Source organism: Lacibacterium aquatile, from assembly GCF_042683105.1.
Lineage (GTDB): Bacteria > Pseudomonadota > Alphaproteobacteria > Elsterales > Elsteraceae > Lacibacterium > Lacibacterium aquatile.
Genome location: NZ_JBHUIP010000014.1, coordinates 139200 through 164680, shown reverse-complemented (window position 1 = coordinate 164680; position 25481 = coordinate 139200). Strand labels below are relative to the sequence as shown.

The following is a 25481-nucleotide window of genomic DNA, read 5'->3' as shown; positions in this document are numbered from 1 at the left end:
ACCCTCTTAGGCGTTGAAGAAGTGCCGGTCGATCCCGACGTGCAGCCGCTCTGCCAGCTTCTGCTGATAAGTCTTGGTCTTGAGCTGCTTCTCGTCGTTCTTGTTCGAGAGGAAACCCATCTCCACCAGGACAGCAGGAATATCGGGCGCCCGCAAGACCGCAAAATTCGCCTGACGATGGGGATGATGCAACGCGCTGAACGGCGGGTGAAGCGTATCCACCATGGTTGCCGCCATCATCAGCGAGTTATTGCTGGTTTCCCGGCTCATCAGATCCAGCAGGATCGTCTTCACGTGTTTCGAATGTTTGGTCAGATCGATACCGCCGACGAGATCCGCTGCATTCTCGCGATCCGCCAACGCAGCTGCCATGCCGTCGGACGCTTTTTCAGACAGGGTATAGACGGAGAAACCCGACGCATCGGGGTTGGTCGGGATCGAGTCAGCATGCAGGCTGATCATCAGCGCACTGGCACCGGCACGCGCCAGACGCACCCGGTCGGACAGGGCAATGAAGGTGTCATTGTTGCGCGTCAGAACCACGTCGTAGCGCTTGGTCGCCTCCAGCCGCTTGGCGAGGTCCAGCGCCACCGACATGGTGATCAGCTTTTCATAGATCCCCGTCGCCCCGATGGCGCCAGGATCCTTGCCGCCATGACCAGCGTCGATGGCAATGATCTTCTTCTTGATGACGGGCGGCTTGGGCGGGGTCTTCTTGATCGCGGGAGCAGCCGGCTTGGCCTTCGGGTCTGTCGCCGCAAGCGCATCGCCGGTGGCAAGCATAGTGCCCCCCGCAACGGCCAAAGCTGCTGTCAGAAACTGCCGACGGTCGAGACTCATCGCCCGCTCTCGCTCCCTTGATAGTGACCAGTTGGCGCCAAAAACTGCGTCAACAGTCCAAGAATACCACGTAACACACTGACTCTGTTACGTCATACCCGATCACACGTCAAGCGAACTCATCGCGAACATACGGAAAAGGTTAAGCTTTTTATGTATAACGCGGTATTTTTTTAACCGTTGGGAGCTCGCAGCCTATCTTCGAAGCCCCGCATCGCTGCGCCCAGCGCGATGAAATAGCGCCGCAACGGCGCGCTGGCCTCCGGCGGCATGCGGTATCCCCGCACATCCTCGGCCGCACGGATCAGGCAGGTCACGAACAGCTCGTAGTGCTGATCCGTGAGCCCCAGGCCAAGGTGCGGCACCGCAAGGTTAGGCGCCACATCGTCGATGCCCTTTTTGTCCGGCATCGTGTCGAACAGGGACTTCAGGGTCATAATCATCTTGCGATTGAGCGTTTCCATGTCGCTCCGGAATAGCCCTCGAAGATCGGGCTCTGCCGTAAACAGCCGATCATAGAAGGCGCGGGCCATCTCCATCCCCTGCCCCGCACGAATCACATCAAGAATCTGCTGGCGAACAAATTCCGCCTCATTGTTCATCACCAGCTTCTCGATCATCTTGCGCCCCAAGTAACATTCAACGACTACGAATGTTATAGGCCGTCTTGATCAATAAAAAAGGCGGCGACGAAATCAATTTCGTTGCCGCCTTCAACTTATTCATACCTTTTTGGTATGGAATCGGTTTTCACGCCGCCAGGGGAACCCTGTCGGTGTGATGGCAAGCGACCTGACGACCATCTACTTCCCGAATCTCGGGCCGTTCGGTCGAGCATTTCTGATCGGCGAAGGGACAGCGCTTGTGGAACGCACATCCGGTCGGCGGATTGAGCGGTGACGGCAATTCGCCGGTCAACACGCTGCGCGTTACCTTCTCCCCCGGCTTCTTCAGGTGAGGGCGGCTGCCCAGCAAAGCACGGGTATAGGGGTGGCGCGGGTTATCGAATATCTGCTGCGTGGTGCCGAATTCGACCGGGCGGCCGAGATACATCACCAGCACGCTCGAGGCGATGTGATGCACCACCCCCAGGTCATGGCTGATGAAGATATAGGCCAGTTTCATCTCGTCCTGCAGATCCATCATAAGATTGAGGACCTGGGCCTGGATGGAGACGTCCAGGGCGGAGACCGGCTCATCCGCTACAACGACCCGCGGGTTGAGCATCAGAGCACGGGCAATCGCGATACGCTGACGCTGCCCGCCGGAGAACATGTGCGGATAGCGCTGGAAATGATCCGCCCGCAGACCGACCTTCGTCATCATCGCCCGCGCGGTTTCCTCGCGCTCTACCGATGACATATTCGGGCGGTTGATGATCAGCGGCTCCATCAGGGCGCGCCCGACGGTATGGCGCGGGTTCAGCGAGCCATAGGGATTCTGGAAGACCATCTGCACCGCTTCGCGGTTCTTCTTCCGCTGTTCGGTGCTGACGTTCAGCGTCGGCTGGCCGTCGATGAAGAACTCCCCTTCAGTCGGCTCTTCGAACAGCGCGAGCATGCGGGCCAGGGTCGACTTGCCGCAACCGCTTTCGCCGACGACCGCGAGGGTCTCGCCCGCCGTCAGGCTGAAAGAGACACCGTCGACCGCCTTCACGCTTGCCGTCGGGGCAAACATGCCACGACGGACTTTATAATGACGCTTGAGGCCTTTGGCCTCCATCAATGGAGCGCTGGTCATGCCCGCACCTCTTCGATCGCTTTCACGCGGGGGCGCCCATCGGGGCCCAGCGGGGAATGGCAACGAACCCGGCCATTGCCAAAATCGGACAGCGCAGGCTGAACCGTACGGCAGCGGTCGGTCGCATAGTCGCACCGCGGGTTGAACAGGCATCCCTTCGGACGATCCATAACACCCGGCACGACACCGGGAATGGTCGGCAGACGCTTGCGACCCAGCGCCCGTTCGGGCAAGGCGTTCAACAGCGCGGCGGTATAGGGATGGGCTGGGGTGGTGAACAGATTGTCCACCGTCGCCTGTTCGACCAACTGGCCCGCATACATCACCTGCACCCGGTGGGCGCTTTCCGAGACCACGGCCATGTCATGGGTGATCAGGACCATGGCCATACCGCGATCCCGCTGCAGGCCGGTCAGCAGATCCATGATCTGCGCCTGAATGGTGACGTCGAGCGCCGTCGTCGGTTCGTCCGCGATCAGCAAACGCGGCTCGCAGGAGATCGCCATGGCGATCATCACGCGCTGGTTCATGCCGCCCGACAGCTGATGCGGATAGGAGGAGAGACGGCTTTCCGGCGCCGGGATGCCGACCAGCGACAGCAGATCAAGCACACGCTTGCGCCGCGCCTTGGCATCCATGCCCATATGGACCTTCAGCATCTCTTCGAGTTGATAGCCAATGGTGTAGCAGGGATTGAGGCTGGTCGTCGGCTCCTGGAAGATCATGGCAATGTCCTTGCCAACGATCTTGCGACGCTGGGCCGGGGACAAGGACAGCAGGTCCTTGCCATCGAACGCCAAACGGTCGGCGGAGATGCGGGCATAGGCGGGCAGCAGGCCCATGGTCGCCAGCATTGAGACGGACTTACCGGACCCCGATTCGCCGACAACGCCCAGGACTTCACCGGCCTTGACCGTCATATCGACGCCATCGACGGCCCGGAACAGGCCGCTCTGGGTTGGGAACTCGACCGTGAGATTGCGGATTTCGAGCATGTTCATGAGCGTTTCAGCTTCGGATCGAGGGCGTCGCGCAAACCGTCGCCCATCAGGTTGAAAGCAAGCACCGTGATCAGGATCGCAACGCCGGGGAAGGTGACCCACCAGGCGCGCTGCAGATACTGCGTCGCATCGGACAGCATCGTGCCCCATTCCGGGGTCGGCGGCTGGGCACCCTGCCCCAGGAAGCCCAGGGCAGCCGTGTCCAGGATCGCAGTCGACAGCGACAGCGAGGCCTGCACGATCAGCGGCGCCAGGCAGTTCGGCAGCACGGTCCGCACCATCAGGCGGAATTCCGAGGAACCGATCATGCGGGCGGCTGTGACGTAATCCTTGGTCATCTCCGCCAGCACCGCCGAATAGGTCAGGCGGACGAAGCTGGGCAGCAGGACGATCGACACCGCGATCATCGCGTTATTGAGGCCCGGCCCCAGGATCGCGACGATGGTCAGGGCCAGCAGCAGAGTCGGCATGGACTGGAAGATGTCCATGATGCGCAGGATGGCGATTTCGACCACACCCCGGGCATAGCCCGCGACGAGGCCCAAGCCGACCCCGACGAAGATGCTGGCCGTCACGACAACAACCGCAACCGACAGCGACACGCGGCTGCCATGGACGATGCGAGAGAAAATATCGCGGCCGATATCGTCGGTCCCCAGGACATAGCGCCAGCTGCCTTCTGCGGCCCAGACGGGCGGACGCAGCAGGGCATCGCGGAATTGTTCCGTCGGATTGTGTGGCGCGATCCAAGGGGCGAACACCGCCATCACGACCAGGATCAGGATCAGGATCAATCCGGCAAGCGCGCCTTTATTGCCGCGGTAGTCATGCCAGAAAGCCGAAAGGGGGGACGGAGGGGCGATAATTGTGGTTTGGGTGGTGCTGCTCATCGCGGCGACCCTCTCAACGCTTGGATCGGATGCGCGGGTTGATCATCCCATAGGTCAGCGTCATCAACAGATTGACGACAATGACCACAGACGCGATCAGCATCAGCGCACCTTGCAGAATGGGATAGTCGCGGCGGCTCAAAGCTTCGATCAGCCATTTGCCGACCCCCGGCCAGGAGAAGATCGTTTCGGTCAGCACCGCGCCCGAAAACAGGGTCGAGACCTGCAGGCCGATCACCGTCACGACGGGAATAAGGGCATTGCGCAGCGCATGGATCGAAATCACCCGGAACGGCGACAGGCCCTTGGCGCGGGCGGTACGAACATAGTCCTCCTGCAGGACCTCCAGCATTGCCGAACGGGTCATGCGGGCGATAACTGCCATGGGAATCGTACCGAGCGCGATGGTCGGCAGAACCAAATGCCGTAGTGCCGACCAGAAGGCGCTATATTCGCCTTGAATCAGGGTGTCGATCAGCAGAAAGCCGGTGATCGGCTCGATGAAATGCACCAGCGCCAGGCGGCCGGAAACCGGGGTCCAGCCCAGGGTGAGCGAAAACAGCAGAACCAGAATCAGCGCCCACCAGAAGATCGGCATCGAATAGCCGGTCAGCGCGACTGTCATCACCGAATAGTCGGAAACGCTGCGCCTCCTGACCGCCGCTATGATCCCCGCCGGCAGACCGATGATCACCGCGAACAGGATCGCCGAAATCGATAGTTCCAAGGTCGCCGGGAAACGGTCGAAAAACTCGGTCAGAACCGATTCCTTGGTATAGATCGACTTGCCGAAATCGCCTTGCAGAACGCGACCGATATACATCGCATATTGTTCCATGACCGGCCGGTCGAGACCCAGCGCCTTCAGCGCCTCGGCATGAGCCTCAGGTGTCAAAGTGCGGTCGCCGACCATCACCTGCACCGGGTCGCCCGGAACCAGCCGGACCATGACAAAGGCCAGTAGCGTGATGCCGATGATCGTTGGGATCACCATCGCCACTTGCCGCAAAATAAAGGAAACCATCGTTCCGCTGCGCCCCTCGCGCGCGTCTCCACCCTTCCGACAAAGGCGGTCGACCGTAACTGTATTCTTTGTTCTCTAAGGAGCCGGGCCGGGGTTTCCCCCGGCCCGATCCAATCTTTCCGTCCGTCCGACGGGCCGGGATCTATTGCCCCGGTCCCGTCAGTTCGACGGTTCCTACTTCAAGGTGACGCCGTAGAACTTGTAACGGCCCAGCGGATCGACCTTGTAGTTTTCGACGTCCTTGGACATCGGCACGGTCTGAACAGCGTGCGCGACGGTGACCCACGGAGCCTCTTTCTTGAAGATGACCTGAGCCTGCTGATAGAGCTTCGCACGCTCGGCCTTGTCGCCGATCTTGCGGGCCTTCTGGATCAGGTCTTCGAACTCGGCATTGCACCAGCGGGCGCGGTTACCGCCGGCCTTGGCAGCAGCGCAACCCAGCAGTTCGTAGAGGAAGTTGTCGGGATCACCAGTGTCACCGGTCCAACCGAGCATCATGGTCTGATGTTCGCCATCGTTGGTGCGCTTCAGATACTCGCCCCAATCGTAGGAAACGATCTTCGCCTTGATACCGACCTTTTCCCAATCGGCCTGGACGATTTCGCCCATGCGCTTGGCATTCGGGTTGTACGGGCGGCTGACCGGCATTGCCCAAAGGTCAATTTCGGTGCCGACCGGCACACCGGCTTCCGCCAGCAGCTTCTTGGCCGCTTCGACGTCATAGGAATAATCCTTAATGTCGTCGTTGTAGGCCCAGGCCATGACCGGGGGCAGCGGGTTCTTAGCAACTTCACCGATACCGCCCTGATAGATGGCGTCGATGATGTTCTTCTTGTTGATCGCGAGGTTCAGCGCCTGACGGACGCGAACGTCGTCAAACGGCTTCTTCTCGACGTTGAACGCGATGTAGCCGACGTTCAGACCAGCCTGCTGCAGAACCTGAAGCTTCGGTTCCTTCTTGAGGCCTTCGATATCGTTCGGGTTCGGCAGCGCCGCGATGTGGCACTCGCCCGCCTTCAGCTTGTTCGAACGCTGGGTTGCGTCCGGAGTGATGGCGAAAACCAGACCGTCGAGGGTCGACTTGCCTTCGAAGTAATCCGGGTTCGGACGATAACGGATCGTCGAATCCTTCTGATAGTCGACATACACGAACGGACCCGTGCCAACCGGCTTCAGGTCGATGTCTTCCATCTTGCCAGCCTTGGTCAGCTGGTCGGCATATTCCTTCGAGAACACCGACATGAACGGCATGGCCATGTTGGTGATGAAGGGCGAGAGCGCATCGACGAGCGTGATGCGGACGGTCATGTCGTCGACCTTCTCGACCTTCTCAATGACCTTCGCCATGTTCAGCGATTCGAAGTAGTAGAACTTGTCGCCGCCGACCTTGTTATAGGGATGGTCGGGCTTCAGCTGACGTTCGATCGAGAAGATCACGTCATCGGCGTTCATATCGCGGGTCGGTTTGAAGTAGGACGTCGCGCCGAACTTCACGCCTTTGCGCAGATTGAAGGTGTAGACCTTGCCATCGGCAGAGACGTCGTACTTCTCGGCCAGATGGTTGCGCAGGTTGGTCGTACCGCGTTCGAAGTCGACCAGACGGCTATAGATCGTCTCGGCAGCAGCGGTCGAGGCGGTGCCCGAGGTCGCACGCGGCGGCGAGAAGTTTTCCGGGCTGCCTTCCGAGCAGAACACCAGAGTCTTGGCCGAAGCCGAGCCGGCCATCAAGGCCGCTGTGGCGGCGCCGATAATCAGCGCACGATGGAAACGGGTCACGTTATCCCCCATTCGTTGCAAAAATTTTGCTCCCCTCCCCTGCGTATACTGCAAGGTTGCCCTCTGATTAGCGCAGGGCTGGGCCGTTGTCATGCCTGAATCTCGCCAAGATGATATCAATTTCAGGCGCAACGAACGGTAATTGCTAAAATAGCCCGTAAAATATGCCGCTCATTGCGCAAACAGGTGAGAAGCTTTCGTTTGGGGGCGCAGTTGATCTAGTATCCGCGCGTCTTTTCTGGGGAGCAGATGATGAGCGAAAATCCGGTTCTGGCCGAAGTCACCCGCGGCGATCTCGTCGAGAGCGTCCATCGCGGCAGTGCCGTCGTCGCCACCGCCGACGGCAAGGTGATTGCTGGTTGGGGCGATGTGAACCGCCTGATCTATCCGCGCTCCTCCAACAAGATCCTGCAGGCGATTCCGCTCGTCGAAACCGGCGCGGCGGACCGCTATAACCTCGATCAGCACGAACTGGCGCTCGCCTGCGCGTCCCATATGGGCGAGACGATCCATGTGGAACGGGTCCGCGCATGGCTTGGCCGTGTTGGGCTGTCGGAAACCGATCTCGAATGCGGCAGCCACTGGCCCTACAGCGAAGCCTCCACCATCGCGCTCGCCAAATCCGGCTCGGTCCCGACCCCGGCCCACAACAACTGCTCCGGCAAGCACAGCGGTTTCGTCACCACCGCCGTCCATATGGGCGACGATGTGCGCGGCTATGTCGGCTATGACCATCCGGTCCAGAAGCGCGTGACCCAGACCATGTCCGAGATGCTGGACGTCGATCTGTTCAATCAGCCCTGGGGCACCGACGGCTGCGGTATCCCGACCATCGCCCTGCCCCTGGTCAATCTTGCCACCGCCATGGCCCGCTGCGCCGACCCGAGCAAGCTTTCGCCCAAGCGCAAGGATGCCGTCGAACGGCTGGTTGCCGCCAAGGCTGCCGCCCCGGTGATGGTGTCGGGTACCGGCGACTTCACGACTGAGATCATGGTCGTGGCGGGCGGCAGCGTCGTCTGCAAAATCGGTGCGGAGGGCATGTTCACCGCCATCCTGCGCAAGAAGGGTCTGGGCCTCGCCCTTAAGGTCGATGACGGCACTGCGCGTGGCGCTGAAGCTGCGTTGGGTGCCATCCTCAAGTCGGTAGGTGCCCTGAGCGACGAGGAGATGGAAGGCCTCTCCCAGCAGCTCACCCGCGCTATCCGTAATCGGGCAGGCTTGCAGGTCGGCGAGTTGCGCGGCGCTCCCATCGGGAAGGTCGCAGGGTTTTAAGGCCTTATCGACCGACAACAGCTCGTCATCCCCGGACTTGATCCGGGGATCTCCTTCCGCCGCTTTTCGACGCGGCGTGGCCACACAAGATCCCATGGTCAAGCCATGGGATGACGAGCATTTTCAGAAGTGTGTCACATTTTACAAATAACAGTTCCGCCGCGCGGATTTGCGCCTTGCCCTGCAGCGAGCTAGCGATTATGTCTATTTCCAACTTAACGCTGGAAATCATTCATGCTGGCTGGCAAGCGCATTCTGTTAATTATCGGCGGGGGTATCGCCGCCTATAAATGCCTTGAGCTGATCCGCCGTCTGAGGGATCGCGGGGCGAGCGTTCGCTGCATCCTGACAAAAGCCGGCGAACAATTTGTGACGCCACTTAGCGTTTCCGCTCTTTCCGGCGAGAAGGTCTATCAGGAGCTATTCTCCCTGACGGACGAGGCAGAGATGGGCCACATCCGCCTGTCCCGCGAGGCCGATGTCGTGCTGGTCGCCCCGGCCACGGCCGACCTGATGGCCAAGATGGCGGGCGGTCATGCCAATGACCTTGCCACCACCGCCCTGCTGGCGACCAACAAGCCGGTCCTGATCGCGCCGTCAATGAATACCGAGATGTGGGCTCACTTGGCGACTCAGGCCAATCTCGCGACCCTCAAGAAGCGCGGCATCGGTGTCATCGGTCCGGCGGCGGGTGATCTAGCTTGCGGCGAGATCGGCTCCGGCCGACTGTCGGAAGTGCCGGAGATCATTGCCGCCCTCGAGACCTTCTTCGGCCCCAAGCCCCTGGCGGGCAAACGCGCCATCGTGACTGGCGGCCCGACCCATGAGCCGATCGATCCGGTGCGCTATATCGGCAACCGCTCGTCGGGCAAGCTTGGCAATGCTATCGCCACTGCCCTGGCCGATCTGGGGGCGGAGGTGCACCTGGTGACCGGCCCGACCAATCAGCCCGACCCCGTGGGCGTCCGCGTCACCCATATCGAAACCACGCGCGAGATGCTGGCAGCCGTCGAAGGTGCATTGCCCGCCGATATTCTTATCTGCAATGCCGCTGTCGCCGATTGGCGTCCGGCGACCGAGGCTGGTCAGAAGCTCAAGAAGCAGGCCGGCGGCATGCCCCCCGCCCTCGCTTTGCAGGAAAACCCCGACATTCTGGCGACCCTTTCGCGCCACGCCCAGCGCCCGGCGCTGGTGGTGGGGTTTGCCGCTGAAACCGAAAACGTGATCGAACACGCCACAAGCAAACTCAGCCGGAAGGGCTGCGACTGGATCCTTGCCAATGACGTCTCGCCCGAGCGCGGCGTCTTTGGCGGCGACAGCACCACAATCCACCTCATCACCCAGGATGGACACGAGGATTGGCCGACCCTGCCCAAGGGCGACGTCGGCCGCCGCCTTGCCTCCCGGATCACCGACCACTTTGCCCAACGGAGCCAATCGTGACCCCGTCTCTCCTGATCAAACGCCTGCCCCATAACGCCGACCTGCCCCTGCCCGCCTATGCCACTGCCGGTGCGGCAGGCATGGATCTGGCCGCAGCCGTCGATGCCCCCGTCACCCTGGCGCCTGGCGCCCGCACCCTGGTTCCGACCGGCCTTGCCGTCGCTATTCCCGAAGGCTTCGAAGGGCAGGTGCGTCCGCGCTCCGGTCTTGCCGCCAAGAATGGCGTCACGGTCGCCAATGCGCCGGGCACCATCGACTGGGATTATCGCGGCGAGGTGAAGGTGATCCTGATCAACCTCGGCCCCGATCCTTTTGTCATCGAGCGCGGCATGCGCATCGCCCAACTGATCATCGCCCCGGTCTCCCAGGTCGCCGTCGTGGAGGTCGAGGATCTCGACGCCACGGTACGCGGCGTCGGCGGTTTCGGGTCGACCGGCGTGAAGGAGAGCATCTGATGTTAGGCCTGCCCCGCAAGACCCTGCTGGCCATCGAGGCCGTACTCGATATCGCCTATCACGCCGGTGGCGGAACCGTGCAGTCGGGCGATATCACCGCGCGCCAGGGCATTCCCCGCCGCTCGCTGGAGCCCATTCTGCAGCAGCTGACCCGCGCTGGCATCCTGACCGGCGTACGCGGTCCCAAAGGCGGCTATCGCCTGGCCCGCGAGCGTCGCCGCATCGCCCTTGGCGAGATCATCCGCCTCGTGGTGGGCGAGGAGGACACCGAAGGGTCCGATGGCGAACTCGGCACCCGCGTCGTTGTTCCGCTGTGGGAAGAACTGACGGTCGAACTTATGAGCCGCCTCGACGGTATTTCCCTGGAAGACCTGTGCGAACGTGCGCGGGCAGCGGGAATTCACAGCGAAACTGCGGAAATTCTCGATTTCACCATTTGATCATCTGAAAATCGGGTGCTATATCCGATGCAACAACAGCGCATTTCAGGGGAACTGCCATGACCAGCGCGCCTGCGCCCTTCCGCGGTAAGATTTACGACAGTATTCTGGACACTATCGGCGCCACCCCGCTGGTCCGCCTTTCCAAGCTGGCCGAAGCCCATGGCGTCAAGGCTGAGTTGCTGGCCAAGCTGGAGTTCTTCAATCCGCTCGCCTCGGTCAAGGATCGCATCGGCCTGGCCATGATCGAAGCCGCCGAAGCCGAAGGCCGCCTGAAGCCGGGCAGCACCATCGTCGAGCCGACATCCGGCAACACCGGCATCGCGCTGGCCTTCGTCGCGGCTGCCAAGGGGTACAAGCTGATCCTGACCATGCCCGAAAGCATGTCGGTCGAACGCCGCAAGATGCTGCGCCTACTAGGCGCCGATCTGCGTCTGACCCCGGCCGCCCAGGGCATGAAGGGCGCCATCGCCCATGCCAACGAACTGGTTGCCGCCGATCCGAACGCGATCATCCTGCAGCAGTTCGAAAACCCGGCGAACCCCGCCATCCATCGCCGCACCACGGCCGAGGAAGTCTGGGGCGATACCGGCGGCAATCTCGATTTCTTCCTGGGCGGCGTCGGCACCGGCGGCACCCTGACTGGTGTCGGCGATACGCTGAAGCCACGCCTGCCGAACCTCAAGATCATCGCGGTCGAACCCGAGGACAGCCCCGTGCTGTCGGGCGGCGCTCCCGGCCCCCACAAGATCCAGGGCATCGGTGCGGGCTTCGTCCCCTCGATCCTCGATACCAAGGTGATCGACGAGGTCATCCGTATCGGCAATGACACCGCCTTCCGCACCGCCCGCGAAAGCGCGCGTCTCGAAGGTCTGCCGGTCGGCATCTCCTCCGGTGCTGCGCTGGCCGCTGCTATCGAGATCGGTTCGCGCCCGGAAAATGCAGGCAAGCGTATCGTGATCGTGATCCCGAGCTTTGCCGAACGCTACCTGTCGACCGCTCTTTTCGAAGGCCTCGACAACTAAGACATCGGCCTGTCCGATAGAGAAAGAGGGCGCCTTCCGGCGCCCTCTTTTTTATTTCTTCACATAACGGCCGATGAACCCTGCCATCGATCCATCCGCTGCCGCGTCGGCGTTCACCTTGTCGTAGGCGGCGATGATTGCGGGATCGATACCCTTCCGGAAGGCCGCGAACAGCGGTTGCGGCGGATCGGGAAGGTCGATGAAACGCACCTCCGCTTCGATGCCGATCTGCTGAGCCACATATTGGAACGCCAGCTTCGTTGGCTGATGAGCCCCCGCCACACGCCCCGACGCTGCTTTGCGTAAAAGCTGTTCCAGCAGATTGTCGCTGACCACCATCTCGTCCAGCGTCACGTCCTTGGCCGCCGCCAGTGACGGGCAGCGATAGCCACCCTTATTGATCGACACCGTCTTGCCCGCATAATCGGCAGGACCAGTGATGGTGGTCAGCGGGCTGTCCTTGGCAACCGCCAAGGCGCAGGCGTCGGTATAGAAGGGCGCCGCGGCGAAGAGGAATTTGGCCTCACGCTCCGGGTTCTTAGCCAGCAGCACAACCATATCGAGATTGCCCGCCTCCAGTTCCCCCAGCATCCTGAGGATTGGCAGCGAGACGAAGTCCACCTCGATTTTGGTCGCGGGCACAAATTTCTCCCGCACCAGATCGACAGCGAAGCCGGAGGCCTTGCCGCCGACATCCATCGCATAAGGCGCCAGACCGAAATAGCCGGCCTTCAGCTTGGTCTGCGCTTGGGCAGACAGTACAGATAAAGACAGAAGAGCAGTAGCAATGAAGAGACGCGTCTTCGGCATGTCCGAAAACCTTCCGTATTTTATAAAGCGCTCTTCTCAATGCCAAATATCGTCAACAAACAAAATAATTACAATCAATAATAGTATTTGCCGGAATTTCTGACAAAAAAAGAGGGGCTATGAGCCCCTCTTTTCTTCATAGACTTACGCAATCAGCCAGCGCGCGGACGACGCACGCGGTTGTCGCCACCGCCATTGTTGTTAGCCGGGCGCTGGCCACCGTGGGCGGGCTTACCATGCGACGGCTTGCCATGGGCAGGCTTACCGGCATGGGCAGGCTTGGCATACTGGCCGTCACGGCCGCTATTGGAACGCGCGGTGCCGTCACCCAGGGGATCGTAGGCTGCCTCGCGACGACCGTCATGGCCGCCTTCGCGGCGGGGGGGACGACCCTGGCTGGCGTTGCCGCCATTCGGCTTGCCGAAACCGCCGGGACGACCGCCGCCATTACCACGACCGCCACCCTGCTTCTTGGGGGCAAGGGCGCGACGGGCCGGACGTTCGGGCAGCTCCATCGTTGCGCCCGCCATGTCGACGGCCGGAACGCGGCGTTGGATGACCTTCTCGATATCCCAGAGAGCCGGAAGCTCATCCATGACCATCAGGCTGATGGCTTCGCCTTCGGCGCCTGCGCGGCCGGTACGACCGATACGATGCACATAGGTTTCCGCCTGGGCGGGCAGATCGGCATTGATGACGTGGGTCACGCCCGCAACGTCGATGCCGCGGGCGGCGATGTCGGTCGCGACCAGAACCTTGATCCGGCCGGTCTTGAAATCGGCAAGGGCGCGCTCGCGCTGGCCTTGGCTCTTTTCGCCATGGATCGCGGCGCAGGGAATGCCATCGACGCCCAGGTGCTTGGCGACCTTATCGGCGCCGTGCTTGGTACGGGTGAAGACAAGCGTGCGCTCGACCCCTTCGGCCGACAACAGCTTCACCAGCGCGCGACGCTTGGCCTGCGGATCGGGCAGCACGACGACGCGCTGCTCGATACGCTCGGCTGGGGTCGAGGCCGGAACGACGCTGACCTTCAGCGGATCGCGCAGCAGATCGTCGGCCAAACCTGCGATCTCCTTCGGCATGGTCGCCGAGAAGAGCAGAGTCTGACGCTGCGGCGGAATGGCGGCAACGATCTTGCGGATCGCGGGCATGAAGCCGAGGTCGAGCATCTGGTCGACTTCGTCCAGAACCAGGGCTTCGACCTGGTTGAGGCGGACGGCGCCGGTGCTCATGTGATCCATCAGGCGGCCGGGCGTGGCAACGACGATGTCGACGCCACGGGCCAACGTGCGGATCTGCGGACCCATGCCGACACCGCCGAAGACGGTCATCGAACTGATCGGCATATTCCGGCCATAGGCGCGGATACGCTCTTCGATCTGGGACGCCAGCTCACGCGTGGGCGCCAGGATCAGGACAAAGCACGACTTGCCGGGGGGACGACGGCGGCGCGCCTCAAGCCGGTGAAGCAGCGGCAGCGCGAACGCAGCCGTCTTACCGGTACCCGTCTGGGCGAGGCCGAGCACGTCACGTCCCTCCAGCAGCGACGGAATCGTCTGAGCCTGGATCGGGGTCGGAGTCGTGTGGCCTTCAGCGGCCAGGGCGGTGAGAAGCGCGGGCGACAGCCCAAGCGCGGCAAAATCGGTCATTAGATATCCTTGGTTAGACTGCCGCGAAACTGCGCGCGAGGGGCTTCCAGGTCAAGTTATTCCCGCAATGCAGCAAACACTGCTGGCCTGCCCCGCACGCGGGGCTGGCTTGGTTTGTCTATGTTGGCCTACCGCGCTTCGCGCTACTTGAGGCAGGACTCTTTGTGTTGGCCTACCGCGCTTCGCGCTACTTGAGGCAGGACTCTTTGTGTTGGCCTACCGCGCTTCGCGCTACTTGAGGCCTGGGACGAGCTTACCGATACGCACCCCTCCCCTGTAAAATTTGTCACCGCAAAGCCATTGCAATCAATTCGCAATAGCCTAAAGTGTTTGGCGATTGAAACTGCGACACGCTTGCAAACTGAGCAAAGGGCTGTCGTTGGAGATGAAGATGCGTGTGGTAAAGCGGATCAATGCCCTGGTTCTGACAGGCCTTGCTCTCTGGCTAATCGGAACATCGATTGCCGGGGCTGCCGAGGTTAATGTCTATTCCGCACGTCACTATCCCAGCGATCAGGCAATCTACGATCAGTTTAGCAAGGACACCGGCATCAAGGTTAATGTCGTCGAAGGTGACGTCAACGGCCTGTCGCAGCGGCTCCAGCGCGAAGGCACCGCCTCCCCCGCCGATCTGTTCATCACCGTCGATGCCGCAAATCTTCAGCGTGTCAAAGCCAAGGATCTGACCCAGCCGATCGAGAGCGCAACGGTCAATGAAGTCGTGCCCGCCAATCTGCGTGATGCCGATAATCACTGGACGACGATTTCACTCCGCGCCCGCGTGATCGCCTATGCCATCGCCAAGGTGAAGCCGGACGAGATCAAGGCTTATGAAGATCTGGCCGACGCAAAGTGGAAGGGCAAGGTCCTCGCCCGCACCTCGAACCACCCCTACAACGTCGGCCTGATTGCCTCGCTGATCGCCGCCAATGGCCCGGAAAAGACCGAGGACTGGGCCAAAGCCGTCACCGGCAATATGGCCCGCAAGCCGCAGGGCGGCGACGTTGACCAACTTGCGGCCCTGGCCGTCGGCGAGGGCGCGGTCGCCCTCACAAACACCTATTACTACGCACGCCTCAAGGGCTCGGATAAGGCCGAAGATAGGGCCATTGCCGACAAGGTGGGGCTGATCTTCCCGAACCAGGATGGTCGGGGCGTCCATGTCAATGTGTCGGGTGTCGCCCTGACCAAAGGGTCGCCAAACAAGGCCAATGCGATCAAGTTCATCGACTATCTGCTGTCCCCCACAGCCCAGGAAGCCATGGCGACAAAGGGAACGTCGGAGTTCCCGGTGCGCGCCGGCGTCCCGCAACCTGCCGGGCTACCCGCCCTCTCAACCCTTAAAGTCGACCCGCTGCCGCTGACCAAACTTGGCGAGCTGCAGGCCGATGCCGTGAAACTAGCCGACCGTGCGGGTTGGCGATAACGACTTAGCCTGATAAGGTGTTGGTCTCGAAACCCCAGGAAAACTGGGGGAAAACGCTAATGAGAACCAATATCGGAAGGGTCTAAGACCATGCAAGGAGACCGCCTCGTCATTCAGCACTTGAACAAATTACTGTTCAACGAGCTGACTGCCATCAACCAATACTTTCTTCATGCTCGCATGATCAAGAATTGGGGCTTTAAAAAGCTGGGAGAGAAGATCTATCACGAGTCGATTGGCGAGATGAAACACGCCGATCTGTTGATCGAGAGGATCTTGTTCTTGGAAGGTCTGCCAAACCTCCAGGATCTCGGCAAGGTGCTGATTGGGGAAGACGTCCCGGAAGCTTTGTCCTGCGATCTGCGCCTGGAAAGCCAGGCACGGCTCGATCTGGTGGAAGCGATCGGGGTGTTCGAAGACGCCAAGGATTATGTGAGCCGCCAGCTGGCGGGGAAGATCCTGGCGGATTCGGAAGAACATATCGATTGGCTGGAAACCGAACTCTCCCTGGTGGAGAGCGTAGGGGTCCAGAACTACCTACAGTCACAAGTCGGCGAATAAGAGTTATCCCATCCCGGGAAAGCGGTCGCCGAAGGTGCCAACGCAGGAGTAAAGCAGGCGTGATCGTCTGTCTGTGTAACGCCATCAGCGACCGCGACATCCGTCGCAGTCTCACCGACGGAACCGTGGCTTCGGTTGCCGACGTCTATGCCAAGGCTGGCTGCGCCCCCCGTTGCGGGCGCTGCGTTCCTATGGTGCGCGGCATGGTCCATGAACATTGTGGCCGTCCGCAACAGCGCCGCACGCCTGAGATGGCTTGAGGGGCGCCCTGCTTCACAACAAATCTAGCTGTCATCCCGGACTTGATCCGGGATCTGGCCGATAGATGTTACAGCGCGCCAACGGTTGAGATAGACCAACGGGCGGCCGGATCCCGGCTCAAGGCCGGGATGACAGCCTGAGTTCTTCCACCACGCGACAAGTTGTGGATAACAATCCGCTTTCACGATTGTTCGGTTGCCAATAAAGCCCCTCGGGTGCAACGCTCTTCCCCGCAAGAAATCACGCGGCGTTCGGGGGAAGAAGACGTGGAATTGCAGCGGCCCTATCAGCTTTTCCTCGGCGATGTGAAAGACCGGCTGGCCGCCAAGACCGCCCAAGGCATCGCGCAATGGCGCCCCGAACTCTGCATTGGTCAGACCCGCATGGCCGGGTGCGAAGCCGACCTGGGCCTACCCGATCTCTCCTTGAAAGAGGCCTACGAAAAGGACGCCCGGACGCTGATCATCGGCATCGCCAATCGCGGCGGCACCCTGTCGGAAAAATGGGTTCCCCTGCTGATTGAGGCGCTGACCATCGGCTTCGACCTCGCTTCCGGCCTGCATATGCGCCTGGGCGATCATCCGGATATCTGGGAGGCCGCAACCAATACTGGCCGCCGCCTCATCGACATCCGCCACTGCGGTAAGCAATTCGAGGTCGCCAACGGCATCAAGCGGTCCGGACGGCGCCTGCTGACGGTCGGCACCGATTGCAGCGTCGGCAAGATGTATACGACGCTGGCTCTCGAGCGTGAGATGCAGGAACGTGGGCTCAAGGTCACTTTCCGCGCCACTGGCCAGACGGGAATTTTCATCGCGGGCTCTGGCGTTCCCGTCGACGCCATCGTCTCCGACTTTGTAGCGGGCGCGGTCGAACATCTGACCCCCGCAGGCGAAGCGGATCATTGGGACCTGATCGAAGGTCAGGGGTCGCTCTATCACGCCTCCTATGCCGGGGTGAGTCTCGGGCTGCTCCATGGTGCGCAACCTGACGCGCTGGTCCTGTGCCACGAGCCGGGGCGACCGCATATGCGGGGGCTCCAGCAATTCCCCCTACCCTCACTCGAAGCATGCATCGCAACGAACCTTGCGATGGCGCGGCTGACCAACCCTGCCGTAAAATGTGTCGGCATAAGCTTCAACACCCAGAACTTACCCGAGGTCGAGGCCAAGCGCCTGATCGCGGAAACGGAGGAAAGATTGGGACTTCCTGTGGTTGATCCGCTCGCAACCGGTGTCGGCGCCATCGTCGACAAGCTGATGGTGACGGCATGAGCAAGCTGACATTGACGGTCGAGGCCGAAACCTGGCCGCTGGCTCAACCTTTCGTCATTTCGCGTGGTAGCCGGACCGAGACCCATGTGGTGGTCGCCAGCGTCACCGACGGCACCTATACCGGTCGGGGTGAGGCCGTGCCCAACGTCCGCTATGGCGAGAGCATCGAGCAGACAATAGCGGAGATCGAAGCCGTCCGCCAGGCATTGGCAGACGGTGCCACCCGCCAGGATATCCAGACCCTGATGAAGGCGAATGCCGCCCGCAACGCGGTCGATTGCGCTCTCTGGGATTACGAAGCCAAGAGCAAGGGACAGCCGGTCTGGCGCCTGATCGGCCATGGGCCGCAGCGCCAGATCATCACCGTCTATACCCTCTCCCTCGGCACCCCGGAAAGCATGGCGGAAGTTGCCAAGCGCGAGCAGGACCGCCCGGTACTGAAGCTCAAACTGGGCGGCGAAGGCGATGTCGAGCGCGTTGCCGCCGTGCGCGCCGCTGCCCCCAAGGCCAAGCTGGTCGTCGATGCCAACGAAGCCTGGACGGTCGAGCAGTTCAAGGCCTTCATGCCCGAAATGGCACGCCTGGGTGTGCTGCTGGTCGAACAGCCCCTGCCCCAGGCCGACGATCATCAGTTGCGCGGCTTGCCCCGTCCGGTGCCCGTCTGCGCCGATGAAAGCTGCCATGTGGCAACCGACGTCGAAGGCCTGTCAGACCGCTACGACTTCATCAACATCAAGCTCGACAAGTCGGGCGGCCTGACCGAGGCGCTGGCGCTGCTGGAAGCCGCCCATTCGCGCGGCATGGGCATGATGGTCGGCTGCATGGTCGGCACATCGCTCGGCATGGCGCCGACCCATCTGATCGCCCAGCATTGTGCTTTCACCGATATCGATGCGCCGCTGCTGCTGGCCAAGGATCGTCCCGGCGGTCTGCGCTTCCATGGCAGCCACGCGGCCCCGGCAACACCCGACCTGTGGGGCTGACCCTTACCGTCTATGTCGGCGCAGCCTTGGCGGAAATCGCCGGTTGCTTCGCCGTCTGGGCTTGGCTGCGCCTGGACAAGTCACCCTGGTGGCTGGTTCCGGGCGCAGCTTGTCTTGCGCTCTTCGCCTTCCTGCTGACGAAGGTAGAAGCCGATTTCGCCGGACGCGCCTATGCCGCCTATGGCGGGGTTTATATCGCCGCCTCGTTGCTCTGGATGTGGCTTGCCGAAAGCAGCCGCCCCGACCGCTGGGACCTCATCGGCGGGGCGATCTGTCTGGCGGGTGCAGCGATCATCCTTTGGGGACCGCGGGGGGCGTGAGACGTTTGCCTCAAGCAAACCTCCCTCCCCTTCATCGCCATCCCCCGGCTTGACCGGGGGATCTTTATGCGAAGACGGGAGACCGGCCACAGATCCCCCGATCAAGTCGGGGGATGACAGGATTTTTAACTAGGTATGGCGGAAGATGCTGCTCCGCCCCACGCTTACCCGCTCTAGGTCCTTCCTAGAAACGCCACTGCCCGTTAGCTAGAACCACCTGAGTAGCCGGTCGATATAGTCGCGCTCGACCGGCGGACGCTGCGGCTCTGCGGCACGGCGGCGGAGTTCGTCGAAGATCGCGCGCGAGCGTTCGACCTGATTATCGTCGGGAATCTTCACCGGGCCATTTTCCGCCCGGCCCTGGTTCGGCAGCTCGCGGCCCAGCGGATCGCGTCCCCGCTGGCCTGCAGGATCCGGTTGCGCGCCGCGTTGCGGCCCTTGAGCCTGCCCCTGACCTTGGCCCTGCCCCTGCTGCTGACCCAACTGGCGCAGCGCCTCGCGCAGGTTGTTCAAGGCCTGCCCCTGCGCCCCGGTCGCCTGACCTGGCTGCCCCTGGCCCAGCGCCTGTTCGGCTTCCCGCATCGCCTGTTCGGCCCGGCCGAGGGCGCCGGGGATATTCCCCATCTCGCCCAACTGCCGCATCAATTCGCCCAGCTGACGGCGCAGACCTTCCTGATCACCCGCCATGCCTTCGCTGCCTTCACCCGGCTGTTCGCCCTGGCCCGGTTGTTGGCCCTGCTGCTGACCTTGTTGTTGCCCCCGCTGGCCCTGTTGCTGGCGGTTGCGCTGACTATTGGCCTGACGCGCCCCCCGATCCATGAGATCCCGCTGGCGGCGGGCAAGGTCCTGCAGATTCTGCATCGCCTGATTCATGGGGTTGCCGTCATCCATCTGCTCGCCGCCCTGGTCGTCGGCCATCATCGGCTCGGAATTGGCGAGGTTTTCCATGATCTCGCGCAGTTGGTCGAGCAGCGCCTGCGCCTGTTCCCGCTGCCCCATGCGGGCGAGGTCGCGGGCTTTCTGCAACATCTGCTGGAGATCACGCGAGGAGACGGTGCGGGTGTTCTGATCGCGTGGACGCTGCGCCTGACGCGGGTTTTCCATGGCGCGCTGGGCCAGGGCCTGGAGATAACGGTCGAGCGCCCGCTGCATCTCCTCGATGGCCTTCTGCAGTTCGGCGTCGGGGGCCTGCTGGTCGATCGCATCGCGCACCGCCTGTTCGGCAGCCCGCAGATCGCGCTCCAGCGTCCCCATATCCCCTTCTTCGACGCGGACGGCCAGATCCCACAGCAACCGCTGAACCGGCGCCAGCGCCGTATCGGAATCCTCCATCAACAGCCGGGCATAAGCCGAGCCGAGCCCCATGAAGACCACCGGATCGCCGCCATAGAGATCTGCCTGGGGCTGAAGTCCCCGGATGTTCTGGGCAATCTCACGAGATGTTTCCGGTTCCTGCACCAGCAGCTTGCGGTTCAGGATGATGGCACGGGCAATCGGGTGAGTGAACTGGCGTTCCGGCAGTGTGAAAGTCTTGGGCGCCGTCGAGGCGGCCTGCCCCCTGCCGTCGGTCGCGATCAGCCGCAGCTCGACCGTCAGACCGGCCCAAGGGTGATCTGTCAAATCCTGATAAGACGTTGCCGCCGCCTGCGGGCGTCGGGGCGAGCCGAGCTTCAGGGCAATCGGATCGATACCTGTCTTCGTCTCTCCAGGACGTCGGATATCTCCAGCCACCGTCTCGACGCCGTAATCATCCGACGCTTTCCAGTCGATCCGCAGCGCCCCGCGACGGCTGGCCGAGGGTTCCTGAGTGAATTCGATATCCGGCACATCGTCAGGGCGGACCACCAGCGGCCAGTCCCCAAGAGTATTGCGACCATCGCCAATGATCAGGCGGTCGCCGCCCGTCAGCGACCGTTCCAGACTCCAGGCATTATTGCCCTGGCCTTCGAACGGGCTTTCGACGTCATCGATCTTCAGAACAGGATTGCGCTGGAGATGACTTATGCGAGCCGATAGCACCGAGCCCTCGGGCACCGTAACCGTCTCGCCATTCGGCAAAGCCCCAAGAAACACGGGCGGTGCGCCGGTATAGGTCGGTGGCGTGATCCAGGCTTCCAGGGCGACGGGAATCGGCGGGATCCGGCTTTCGGGAATCGCGGCCCGCGTCAAGAGGCCCCAACGGTCCTCCCCTGCCCCGACGAACCCCGCAAGCGCCAGCAGCAGCACGACGGCGCGGAATGCCCGCGGATCTCGTTTGGCGAGCCCGGCGCGCGGCGTCCCAGCGGTCAGTCGGCGCGCGGCCTCGGCCATGCGGGCGACATGCAGCAACCAGAGAGCCTTGGCTTCCGGGGAATCGCCAGCCGGCTTATCAGCCAGGGCCGTCAGCGGATTATGGGCAAGATTGCTCGATTGTTCGATGCGGCGGTCGACAGCAGTGCTCGATGGCCAGCGGATCGCCCGCACCCCGGCGACAAGTGCGACCAGGAACGCGATGCCGAATCCGGCCAGCAGGACGATATGCGCCCAGAGCGGTAGCAACCCTGGTAGATCCATCCAGGCGACGGCCAGGAACAGTCCAACCACTGCGACCGCAGGCCAGAGCGGAGGCCAGACAGCTTCCAGGACCAGCCAGAAGCGGGCAAGCGCCCGCAGGCGCCGCAGACGGGCGCCGAGGGAGGCGGGCAGGTCGATGTCTCCCATGCCCGCCGCCTTTCCTACCGGGTGCCGTAGACGCGCGGACGCGGGCTGGCACCCGTATCGACGAGCCACTCGGGCAGAGTTTCGTTCGCAAACAGATCGGTAACGGCGGGTCGCGGCTTAATCATGGCAAATACCCCTTCCTTCACCAGCACTTCGGGCGGTTCGGGGCGGGTATTGTAGTTGGACGACATCACCCGCGAATAGGCACCTGCACTAAGGATGGCGACAAGATCGCCCGCTTGCAAGGGCGGCATGGGGCGGCCCTTGGCAAACTGGTCGGAGCTTTCGCAGATCGGCCCCACGATCTCGACAGGTTCGATAGGCGCGTCAGCGGCCGGTTCCTTGACCGGAACGATGGTATGCCAGGCATCATACATGGCCGGGCGGACCAGATCGTTCATCGCGCTATCGAGAATGATAAAGCGGTGAGCACTGCCGTCCTTCACATGCACGACCTTGGTGATCAGCACCCCGGCATTGCCGACGAAATACCGGCCCGGCTCGAAAATCAGCTTGCAACCGGACCCGTCGGTGGCGCGCTTGACCAATTGGGCATAGCTTTCGACCGACACCGGCGTCTCGCCCTTATAGGGAATGCCGAGACCACCGCCGCAATCGAGGCGCTGGATGTCATGTCCCGCATCGCGCAGCTCACGCGTCAGGGTAACAAGGCGCCGCAACGCCTCTTCAAACGGCGTCGGATCGAGGATCTGCGAACCGATATGCATCCCGATGGCAGTCGCCTTAATGCCGGGCAAGCTCTTGGCCAGCGCATAGACCGAAGCGGCCTGATCCAGGTCGATGCCGAATTTATTGCCCTTCTTGCCGGTCGTGATCTTGGCGTGGGTCTTGGCGTCGACGTCCGGATTGACCCGCACCGCGATCTCTGCCGTATGGCCGAGCGCCGTCGCCACTTCCGACAGCATCTTCAGCTCGGACAGGCTTTCGACATTGAATTGCAGAATGCCGATCTCAAGGGCGGCGGCCATCTCCTCGGCCGTCTTGCCGACGCCTGCGAAGACGATCTTCTTCGGCTCGACCCCAGCGGCGAGCGCCCGGCGGATTTCGCCGATGGAGACGGCATCAGCGCCCGCGCCTTCGGCAGCCAGCGTGCTGATCACGGCGAGGTTGCTGTTGGCTTTCAGCGCATAGCAGATGAGGTTGTCGCGGTCCGCAAAAGCACTCGCGAACCCGCGATAGGCCGACACCATGGCCTCGGTCGAATAGACGTAGGTCGGGGTTCCGAAGGCATCAGCGATGCGGGGAAGTGGAACGCCATCGACGGCCAGAATGCCGCCGCGATATTCGATACCTGTCATCATGATGAAGGATAGGTCCTTGGAAAAGTGCGGGACTTGGTGTCAGGCGCGTCGAGGTCGCCCTTCTTGCCGCAAGCAGCAAGCGCCAGGGCGACGAGGAGCAGAACGGTTGCTTGGCGGATCATAGGAAGCGAGCCTTTGCGCGGGTGATGGCGTCACGCACCTGGGTCGGCGAGGTCCCACCATAAGAGGTGCGACGCGCGACGGATCCTTCAACGGTCAGCACGCCGAACACGCCCTTGTGGATGGCGCCGTGGACGGACTGCATTTCCTCCAGAGTCAGCTCATCCAAACGCTGACCCTTGGCTTCGGCCAGCGCAACGATGCGGCCGGTCACGTGATGGGCATCGCGGAAGGGCATGCCCAAGTCCAGGACCAACCAGTCAGCCAGATCGGTCGCCGTGATGAAGCCAGCCTCGGCAGCACCGCGCATGCGATCCTTGTTGATGGTGATGCCTTCGAACATGCCAGTCATGGCAGCCAGCGAGAGCGAAAGGGTTTCCACCGCCTCGAACACCGGCTCCTTATCGTCCTGCATGTCTTTGCAATAGGCGAGCGGCAGCCCCTTCATTACGATCAGCAGCGAATTGAGGTTGCCGATGGTGCGGCCCGCCTTGGCACGGATCAGTTCGGCGGCATCGGGATTGCGCTTCTGCGGCATGATCGACGAACCGCTGGAGAAGGCATCCGCCACCCGCACGAACCCGAACGCAGGCGAGGACCAGTTCACGATCTCCTCGGCCAGGCGCGACAGATGAACGCCCATGATGGCGCCCAGGCCCAGGAACTCCATCGCAAAATCGCGGTCGGACACGCTGTCGAGCGAGTTTTCCGTCGGCTTGTCGAACCCCAGCAGCTTGGCACTGAAATGGCGGTCCAGCGGATAAGGCGTCCCGGCGAGGGCAGCCGCCCCCAGCGGCGATTCGTTAAGACGTGCGCGACAATCGGCAAGGCGCGAACGGTCGCGGCCCAGCATCTCGACATAGGCCAGCAGGTGGTGCCCGAAGGTCACCGGCTGGGCGGGCTGAAGATGGGTGAAGCCCGGCATGACCGTATCGGCATGTTCTTCGGCCCGGCGGATCAGGATCGACTGCAGGGCCTTCACATCGCCGATCAGCTGATCGATGGCGTCCCGCAGCCAGAGCTTCAGGTCGACTGCCACCTGATCGTTACGCGAACGGCCGGTGTGCAGACGGCCCGCCGCCGGTCCGATGATTTCCGACAGGCGCGCCTCGACATTCATGTGAATGTCTTCATGGGCAACCTTGAACTCGAAGCGTCCCTCTTCAATCTCCTGAAGAACGCTGTCGAGCCCGGCCTGGATCGCGGCATTGTCCTCGGGTTTCAAGACGCCCTGTTTCGTCATCATTTCCGCATGGGCCTTTGACCCGGCGATATCCTGACGGTAGAGCTTCTTGTCGAAACCGATGGACGCGTTGATCTTTTCCATGATCGCCGCCGGGCCGCTGGCGAAACGCCCGCCCCAGAGCTGATTGGTCGCGGTCTTATCGGCGTTGTTGGACGAGGACATGAACGAAACGAACTCCACTGGAATTTTGCGGCCCACTCGACGCGAAGCCCTCGCCATTCTCACCAAGACGGCGCTCGGCGCAACCCTCGCCGCACCGATATTTCCGGCTTTTGCACTCCCGCTCGACGGCGAGATGACAAAATACAAGCCGAGCGCCGATCCACAACCGATCCCGGAGATCGAATTTCAGGATAAGGACGACCGCCCCCGGTCGCTCAAAGAATGGTCCGGAAAGCTGATAATCCTCAATTTCTGGGCCACCTGGTGCGCCCCCTGCATCAAGGAAATGCCCTCGCTGGACCGCCTGGGCGCGACCCTCGACCCTAGCAAGGCTGTCGTGCTGGCCATCAGCCAGGACCGGGCAGGGCGGCAGAAGGCCCAGGAGTTCTACGATAAGATCGGCATGAAACATCTGCCGTTGCTGATCGACAAGACGATGAAGTCGGCCCGCGCCTTCAAGACCCCAGGCCTGCCGACGACGGTTTTCATCTCACCGGACGGACGAGTGTTGGGCCAACTGGCGGGCACCGCCGAATGGGACGAAGCCCCGGCAAAGGCCCTGATCGCGCATTATCTGAAAATCTAGCCGTCATCCCGGGACTTGATCCCGGGATCTCCCGAGAGGGCGCATCCACACCGCCTCGAAAAAAATTGGCTAGGCTTCCGGAGAAGATCCCGGGATCAAGTCCCGGGATGACGAGAGAGCGGCATCTGCCCTAATCTCGTCACGGAAAATCGCCA

25 protein-coding genes are annotated in these 25481 nt (G+C 62.0%); 12 read left to right on the top strand and 13 right to left on the bottom strand.

The features are described 5' to 3' along the window. Positions 1-6: 6 nt before the first annotated feature. From ACFSM5_RS17880 to ACFSM5_RS17850, 7 genes are all read right to left on the bottom strand, one after another. Positions 7-840: an N-acetylmuramoyl-L-alanine amidase family protein gene (locus ACFSM5_RS17880; protein ID WP_379877907.1), complete on the bottom strand. Its 834-nt coding sequence runs from the start codon at positions 838-840 to the stop codon at positions 7-9. Positions 841-1013: 173 nt separating this feature from the next. Continuing rightward, a complete protein-coding gene (locus ACFSM5_RS17875) occupies positions 1014-1460 on the bottom strand; it encodes a globin domain-containing protein (protein WP_379877906.1) in 447 nt (148 codons plus the stop codon). A 130-nt stretch (positions 1461-1590) separates the two neighbouring features. Then, entirely contained in the window at positions 1591-2580 is a 990-nt protein-coding gene (locus ACFSM5_RS17870; RefSeq protein ID WP_379877904.1) for a dipeptide ABC transporter ATP-binding protein, read from the bottom strand. Further along, the gene (locus ACFSM5_RS17865; protein WP_379877902.1) at positions 2577-3581 is read right to left on the bottom strand and encodes an ABC transporter ATP-binding protein; all 1005 of its coding nucleotides are present in this window, start codon (positions 3579-3581) and stop codon (positions 2577-2579) included. Before ACFSM5_RS17865 ends, ACFSM5_RS17870 begins: the two co-directional genes overlap by 4 nt. Beyond that, positions 3578-4471 carry an ABC transporter permease subunit gene (locus ACFSM5_RS17860; protein ID WP_379877901.1) on the bottom strand — a complete coding sequence of 298 codons (894 nt, stop codon included), beginning with the start codon at positions 4469-4471 and terminating at the stop codon, positions 3578-3580. Before ACFSM5_RS17860 ends, ACFSM5_RS17865 begins: the two co-directional genes overlap by 4 nt. A 13-nt stretch (positions 4472-4484) precedes the next feature. Next, complete coding sequence (locus tag ACFSM5_RS17855) at positions 4485-5495, bottom strand: ABC transporter permease subunit (RefSeq protein ID WP_379877900.1); 1011 nt, start codon at positions 5493-5495, stop codon at positions 4485-4487. 174 nt (positions 5496-5669) lie between these two features. Beyond that, on the bottom strand, positions 5670-7271 hold the full coding sequence (locus ACFSM5_RS17850) for an ABC transporter substrate-binding protein (RefSeq protein ID WP_379877899.1): 1602 nt from the start codon (positions 7269-7271) through the stop codon (positions 5670-5672). A gap of 252 nt (positions 7272-7523) precedes the next feature. On the opposite strand from ACFSM5_RS17850, the gene ACFSM5_RS17845 reads away from it, so the two are divergent. From ACFSM5_RS17845 to cysK, 5 genes are all read left to right on the top strand, one after another. Beyond that, complete coding sequence (locus tag ACFSM5_RS17845) at positions 7524-8543, top strand: asparaginase (protein WP_379877898.1); 1020 nt, start codon at positions 7524-7526, stop codon at positions 8541-8543. Positions 8544-8777: 234 nt separating this feature from the next. Then, the gene (gene coaBC / locus ACFSM5_RS17840) at positions 8778-9986 is read left to right on the top strand and encodes a bifunctional phosphopantothenoylcysteine decarboxylase/phosphopantothenate--cysteine ligase CoaBC (RefSeq protein ID WP_379877897.1); all 1209 of its coding nucleotides are present in this window, start codon (positions 8778-8780) and stop codon (positions 9984-9986) included. Further along, the gene (gene dut / locus ACFSM5_RS17835) at positions 9983-10441 is read left to right on the top strand and encodes a dUTP diphosphatase (RefSeq protein ID WP_379877895.1); all 459 of its coding nucleotides are present in this window, start codon (positions 9983-9985) and stop codon (positions 10439-10441) included. Before coaBC ends, dut begins: the two co-directional genes overlap by 4 nt. Beyond that, positions 10441-10881, top strand: a complete 441-nt coding sequence (locus tag ACFSM5_RS17830) for an RrF2 family transcriptional regulator (RefSeq protein WP_379877894.1) — start codon at positions 10441-10443, stop codon at positions 10879-10881. The genes dut and ACFSM5_RS17830 overlap by 1 nt, the downstream gene beginning before the upstream one ends. 59 nt (positions 10882-10940) lie before the next feature. Further along, positions 10941-11906, top strand: coding sequence for a cysteine synthase A (cysK, locus tag ACFSM5_RS17825; RefSeq protein WP_379877893.1), 966 nt, complete (start codon positions 10941-10943; stop codon positions 11904-11906). A gap of 51 nt (positions 11907-11957) precedes the next feature. On the opposite strand, the gene ACFSM5_RS17820 is transcribed toward cysK, so the two are convergent. Next, positions 11958-12716, bottom strand: a complete 759-nt coding sequence (locus ACFSM5_RS17820; protein WP_379877892.1) for a substrate-binding periplasmic protein — start codon at positions 12714-12716, stop codon at positions 11958-11960. Positions 12717-12868: 152 nt separating this feature from the next. After that, positions 12869-14365, bottom strand: coding sequence for a DEAD/DEAH box helicase (locus ACFSM5_RS17815; RefSeq protein ID WP_379877891.1), 1497 nt, complete (start codon positions 14363-14365; stop codon positions 12869-12871). 391 nt (positions 14366-14756) lie between these two features. On the opposite strand from ACFSM5_RS17815, the gene ACFSM5_RS17810 reads away from it, so the two are divergent. The 6 genes from ACFSM5_RS17810 (at position 14757) to ACFSM5_RS17785 (ending at position 19190) form a co-directional block, all read left to right on the top strand. Further along, on the top strand, positions 14757-15791 hold the full coding sequence (locus tag ACFSM5_RS17810) for an extracellular solute-binding protein (protein ID WP_379877890.1): 1035 nt from the start codon (positions 14757-14759) through the stop codon (positions 15789-15791). A gap of 90 nt (positions 15792-15881) precedes the next feature. Then, positions 15882-16352 carry a bacterioferritin gene (gene bfr, locus ACFSM5_RS17805; RefSeq protein WP_379877889.1) on the top strand — a complete coding sequence of 157 codons (471 nt, stop codon included), beginning with the start codon at positions 15882-15884 and terminating at the stop codon, positions 16350-16352. A 59-nt stretch (positions 16353-16411) separates the two neighbouring features. Beyond that, positions 16412-16612 (top strand): (2Fe-2S)-binding protein, encoded by a 201-nt coding sequence (locus ACFSM5_RS17800; protein WP_379877888.1) that lies wholly within the window; start codon positions 16412-16414, stop codon positions 16610-16612. A gap of 267 nt (positions 16613-16879) precedes the next feature. Further along, positions 16880-17887 (top strand): N-acetyltransferase DgcN, encoded by a 1008-nt coding sequence (gene dgcN / locus ACFSM5_RS17795; protein ID WP_379877886.1) that lies wholly within the window; start codon positions 16880-16882, stop codon positions 17885-17887. Next, entirely contained in the window at positions 17884-18870 is a 987-nt protein-coding gene (dgcA, locus tag ACFSM5_RS17790; RefSeq protein WP_379877884.1) for an N-acetyl-D-Glu racemase DgcA, read from the top strand. The genes dgcN and dgcA overlap by 4 nt, the downstream gene beginning before the upstream one ends. After that, positions 18861-19190, top strand: coding sequence for a YnfA family protein (locus ACFSM5_RS17785; protein WP_379877882.1), 330 nt, complete (start codon positions 18861-18863; stop codon positions 19188-19190). Before dgcA ends, ACFSM5_RS17785 begins: the two co-directional genes overlap by 10 nt. Positions 19191-19397: 207 nt before the next feature. Here ACFSM5_RS17785 and ACFSM5_RS17780 read toward each other — a convergent pair whose 3' ends face one another. From ACFSM5_RS17780 to argH, 4 genes are read right to left on the bottom strand one after another with little or no spacing between them, the layout of a single operon-like run. Beyond that, positions 19398-21890 carry a TIGR02302 family protein gene (locus ACFSM5_RS17780; protein ID WP_379877880.1) on the bottom strand — a complete coding sequence of 831 codons (2493 nt, stop codon included), beginning with the start codon at positions 21888-21890 and terminating at the stop codon, positions 19398-19400. Positions 21891-21904: 14 nt separating this feature from the next. Further along, positions 21905-23212, bottom strand: a complete 1308-nt coding sequence (gene lysA, locus ACFSM5_RS17775) for a diaminopimelate decarboxylase (RefSeq protein WP_379877879.1) — start codon at positions 23210-23212, stop codon at positions 21905-21907. Next, positions 23209-23334: an LPS translocon maturation chaperone LptM gene (gene lptM / locus ACFSM5_RS17770; protein WP_379877877.1), complete on the bottom strand. Its 126-nt coding sequence runs from the start codon at positions 23332-23334 to the stop codon at positions 23209-23211. Before lptM ends, lysA begins: the two co-directional genes overlap by 4 nt. Then, complete coding sequence (gene argH, locus ACFSM5_RS17765) at positions 23331-24740, bottom strand: argininosuccinate lyase (protein ID WP_379877876.1); 1410 nt, start codon at positions 24738-24740, stop codon at positions 23331-23333. The genes lptM and argH overlap by 4 nt, the downstream gene beginning before the upstream one ends. Here argH and ACFSM5_RS17760 point away from each other — a divergent pair. Continuing rightward, entirely contained in the window at positions 24739-25326 is a 588-nt protein-coding gene (locus ACFSM5_RS17760) for a TlpA family protein disulfide reductase (RefSeq protein ID WP_379877875.1), read from the top strand. The genes argH and ACFSM5_RS17760 overlap by 2 nt on opposite strands. Positions 25327-25481 lie beyond the last annotated feature (155 nt).

Bases quoted from the DNA above. Each gene is read 5' to 3' on its own strand.
- lysA (WP_379877879.1), bottom strand. From the start codon at position 23,212: ATGATGACAGGTATCGAATATCGCGGCGGCATTCTGGCCGTCGATGGC.
- ACFSM5_RS17860 (WP_379877901.1), bottom strand. From the start codon at position 4,471: ATGAGCAGCACCACCCAAACCACAATTATCGCCCCTCCGTCCCCCCTT.
- coaBC (WP_379877897.1), top strand. From the start codon at position 8,778: ATGCTGGCTGGCAAGCGCATTCTGTTAATTATCGGCGGGGGTATCGCC.
- ACFSM5_RS17855 (WP_379877900.1), bottom strand. From the start codon at position 5,495: ATGGTTTCCTTTATTTTGCGGCAAGTGGCGATGGTGATCCCAACGATC.
- bfr (WP_379877889.1), top strand. From the start codon at position 15,882: ATGCAAGGAGACCGCCTCGTCATTCAGCACTTGAACAAATTACTGTTC.
- cysK (WP_379877893.1), top strand. From the start codon at position 10,941: ATGACCAGCGCGCCTGCGCCCTTCCGCGGTAAGATTTACGACAGTATT.
- ACFSM5_RS17865 (WP_379877902.1), bottom strand. From the start codon at position 3,581: ATGAACATGCTCGAAATCCGCAATCTCACGGTCGAGTTCCCAACCCAG.
- dgcA (WP_379877884.1), top strand. From the start codon at position 17,884: ATGAGCAAGCTGACATTGACGGTCGAGGCCGAAACCTGGCCGCTGGCT.
- ACFSM5_RS17830 (WP_379877894.1), top strand. From the start codon at position 10,441: ATGTTAGGCCTGCCCCGCAAGACCCTGCTGGCCATCGAGGCCGTACTC.
- ACFSM5_RS17880 (WP_379877907.1), bottom strand. From the start codon at position 840: ATGAGTCTCGACCGTCGGCAGTTTCTGACAGCAGCTTTGGCCGTTGCG.
- lptM (WP_379877877.1), bottom strand. From the start codon at position 23,334: ATGATCCGCCAAGCAACCGTTCTGCTCCTCGTCGCCCTGGCGCTTGCT.
- ACFSM5_RS17870 (WP_379877904.1), bottom strand. From the start codon at position 2,580: ATGACCAGCGCTCCATTGATGGAGGCCAAAGGCCTCAAGCGTCATTAT.
- ACFSM5_RS17875 (WP_379877906.1), bottom strand. From the start codon at position 1,460: ATGATCGAGAAGCTGGTGATGAACAATGAGGCGGAATTTGTTCGCCAG.
- argH (WP_379877876.1), bottom strand. From the start codon at position 24,740: ATGTCCTCGTCCAACAACGCCGATAAGACCGCGACCAATCAGCTCTGG.
- ACFSM5_RS17760 (WP_379877875.1), top strand. From the start codon at position 24,739: ATGAACGAAACGAACTCCACTGGAATTTTGCGGCCCACTCGACGCGAA.
- ACFSM5_RS17810 (WP_379877890.1), top strand. From the start codon at position 14,757: ATGCGTGTGGTAAAGCGGATCAATGCCCTGGTTCTGACAGGCCTTGCT.
- ACFSM5_RS17845 (WP_379877898.1), top strand. From the start codon at position 7,524: ATGAGCGAAAATCCGGTTCTGGCCGAAGTCACCCGCGGCGATCTCGTC.
- ACFSM5_RS17780 (WP_379877880.1), bottom strand. From the start codon at position 21,890: ATGGGAGACATCGACCTGCCCGCCTCCCTCGGCGCCCGTCTGCGGCGC.
- ACFSM5_RS17815 (WP_379877891.1), bottom strand. From the start codon at position 14,365: ATGACCGATTTTGCCGCGCTTGGGCTGTCGCCCGCGCTTCTCACCGCC.
- ACFSM5_RS17820 (WP_379877892.1), bottom strand. From the start codon at position 12,716: ATGCCGAAGACGCGTCTCTTCATTGCTACTGCTCTTCTGTCTTTATCT.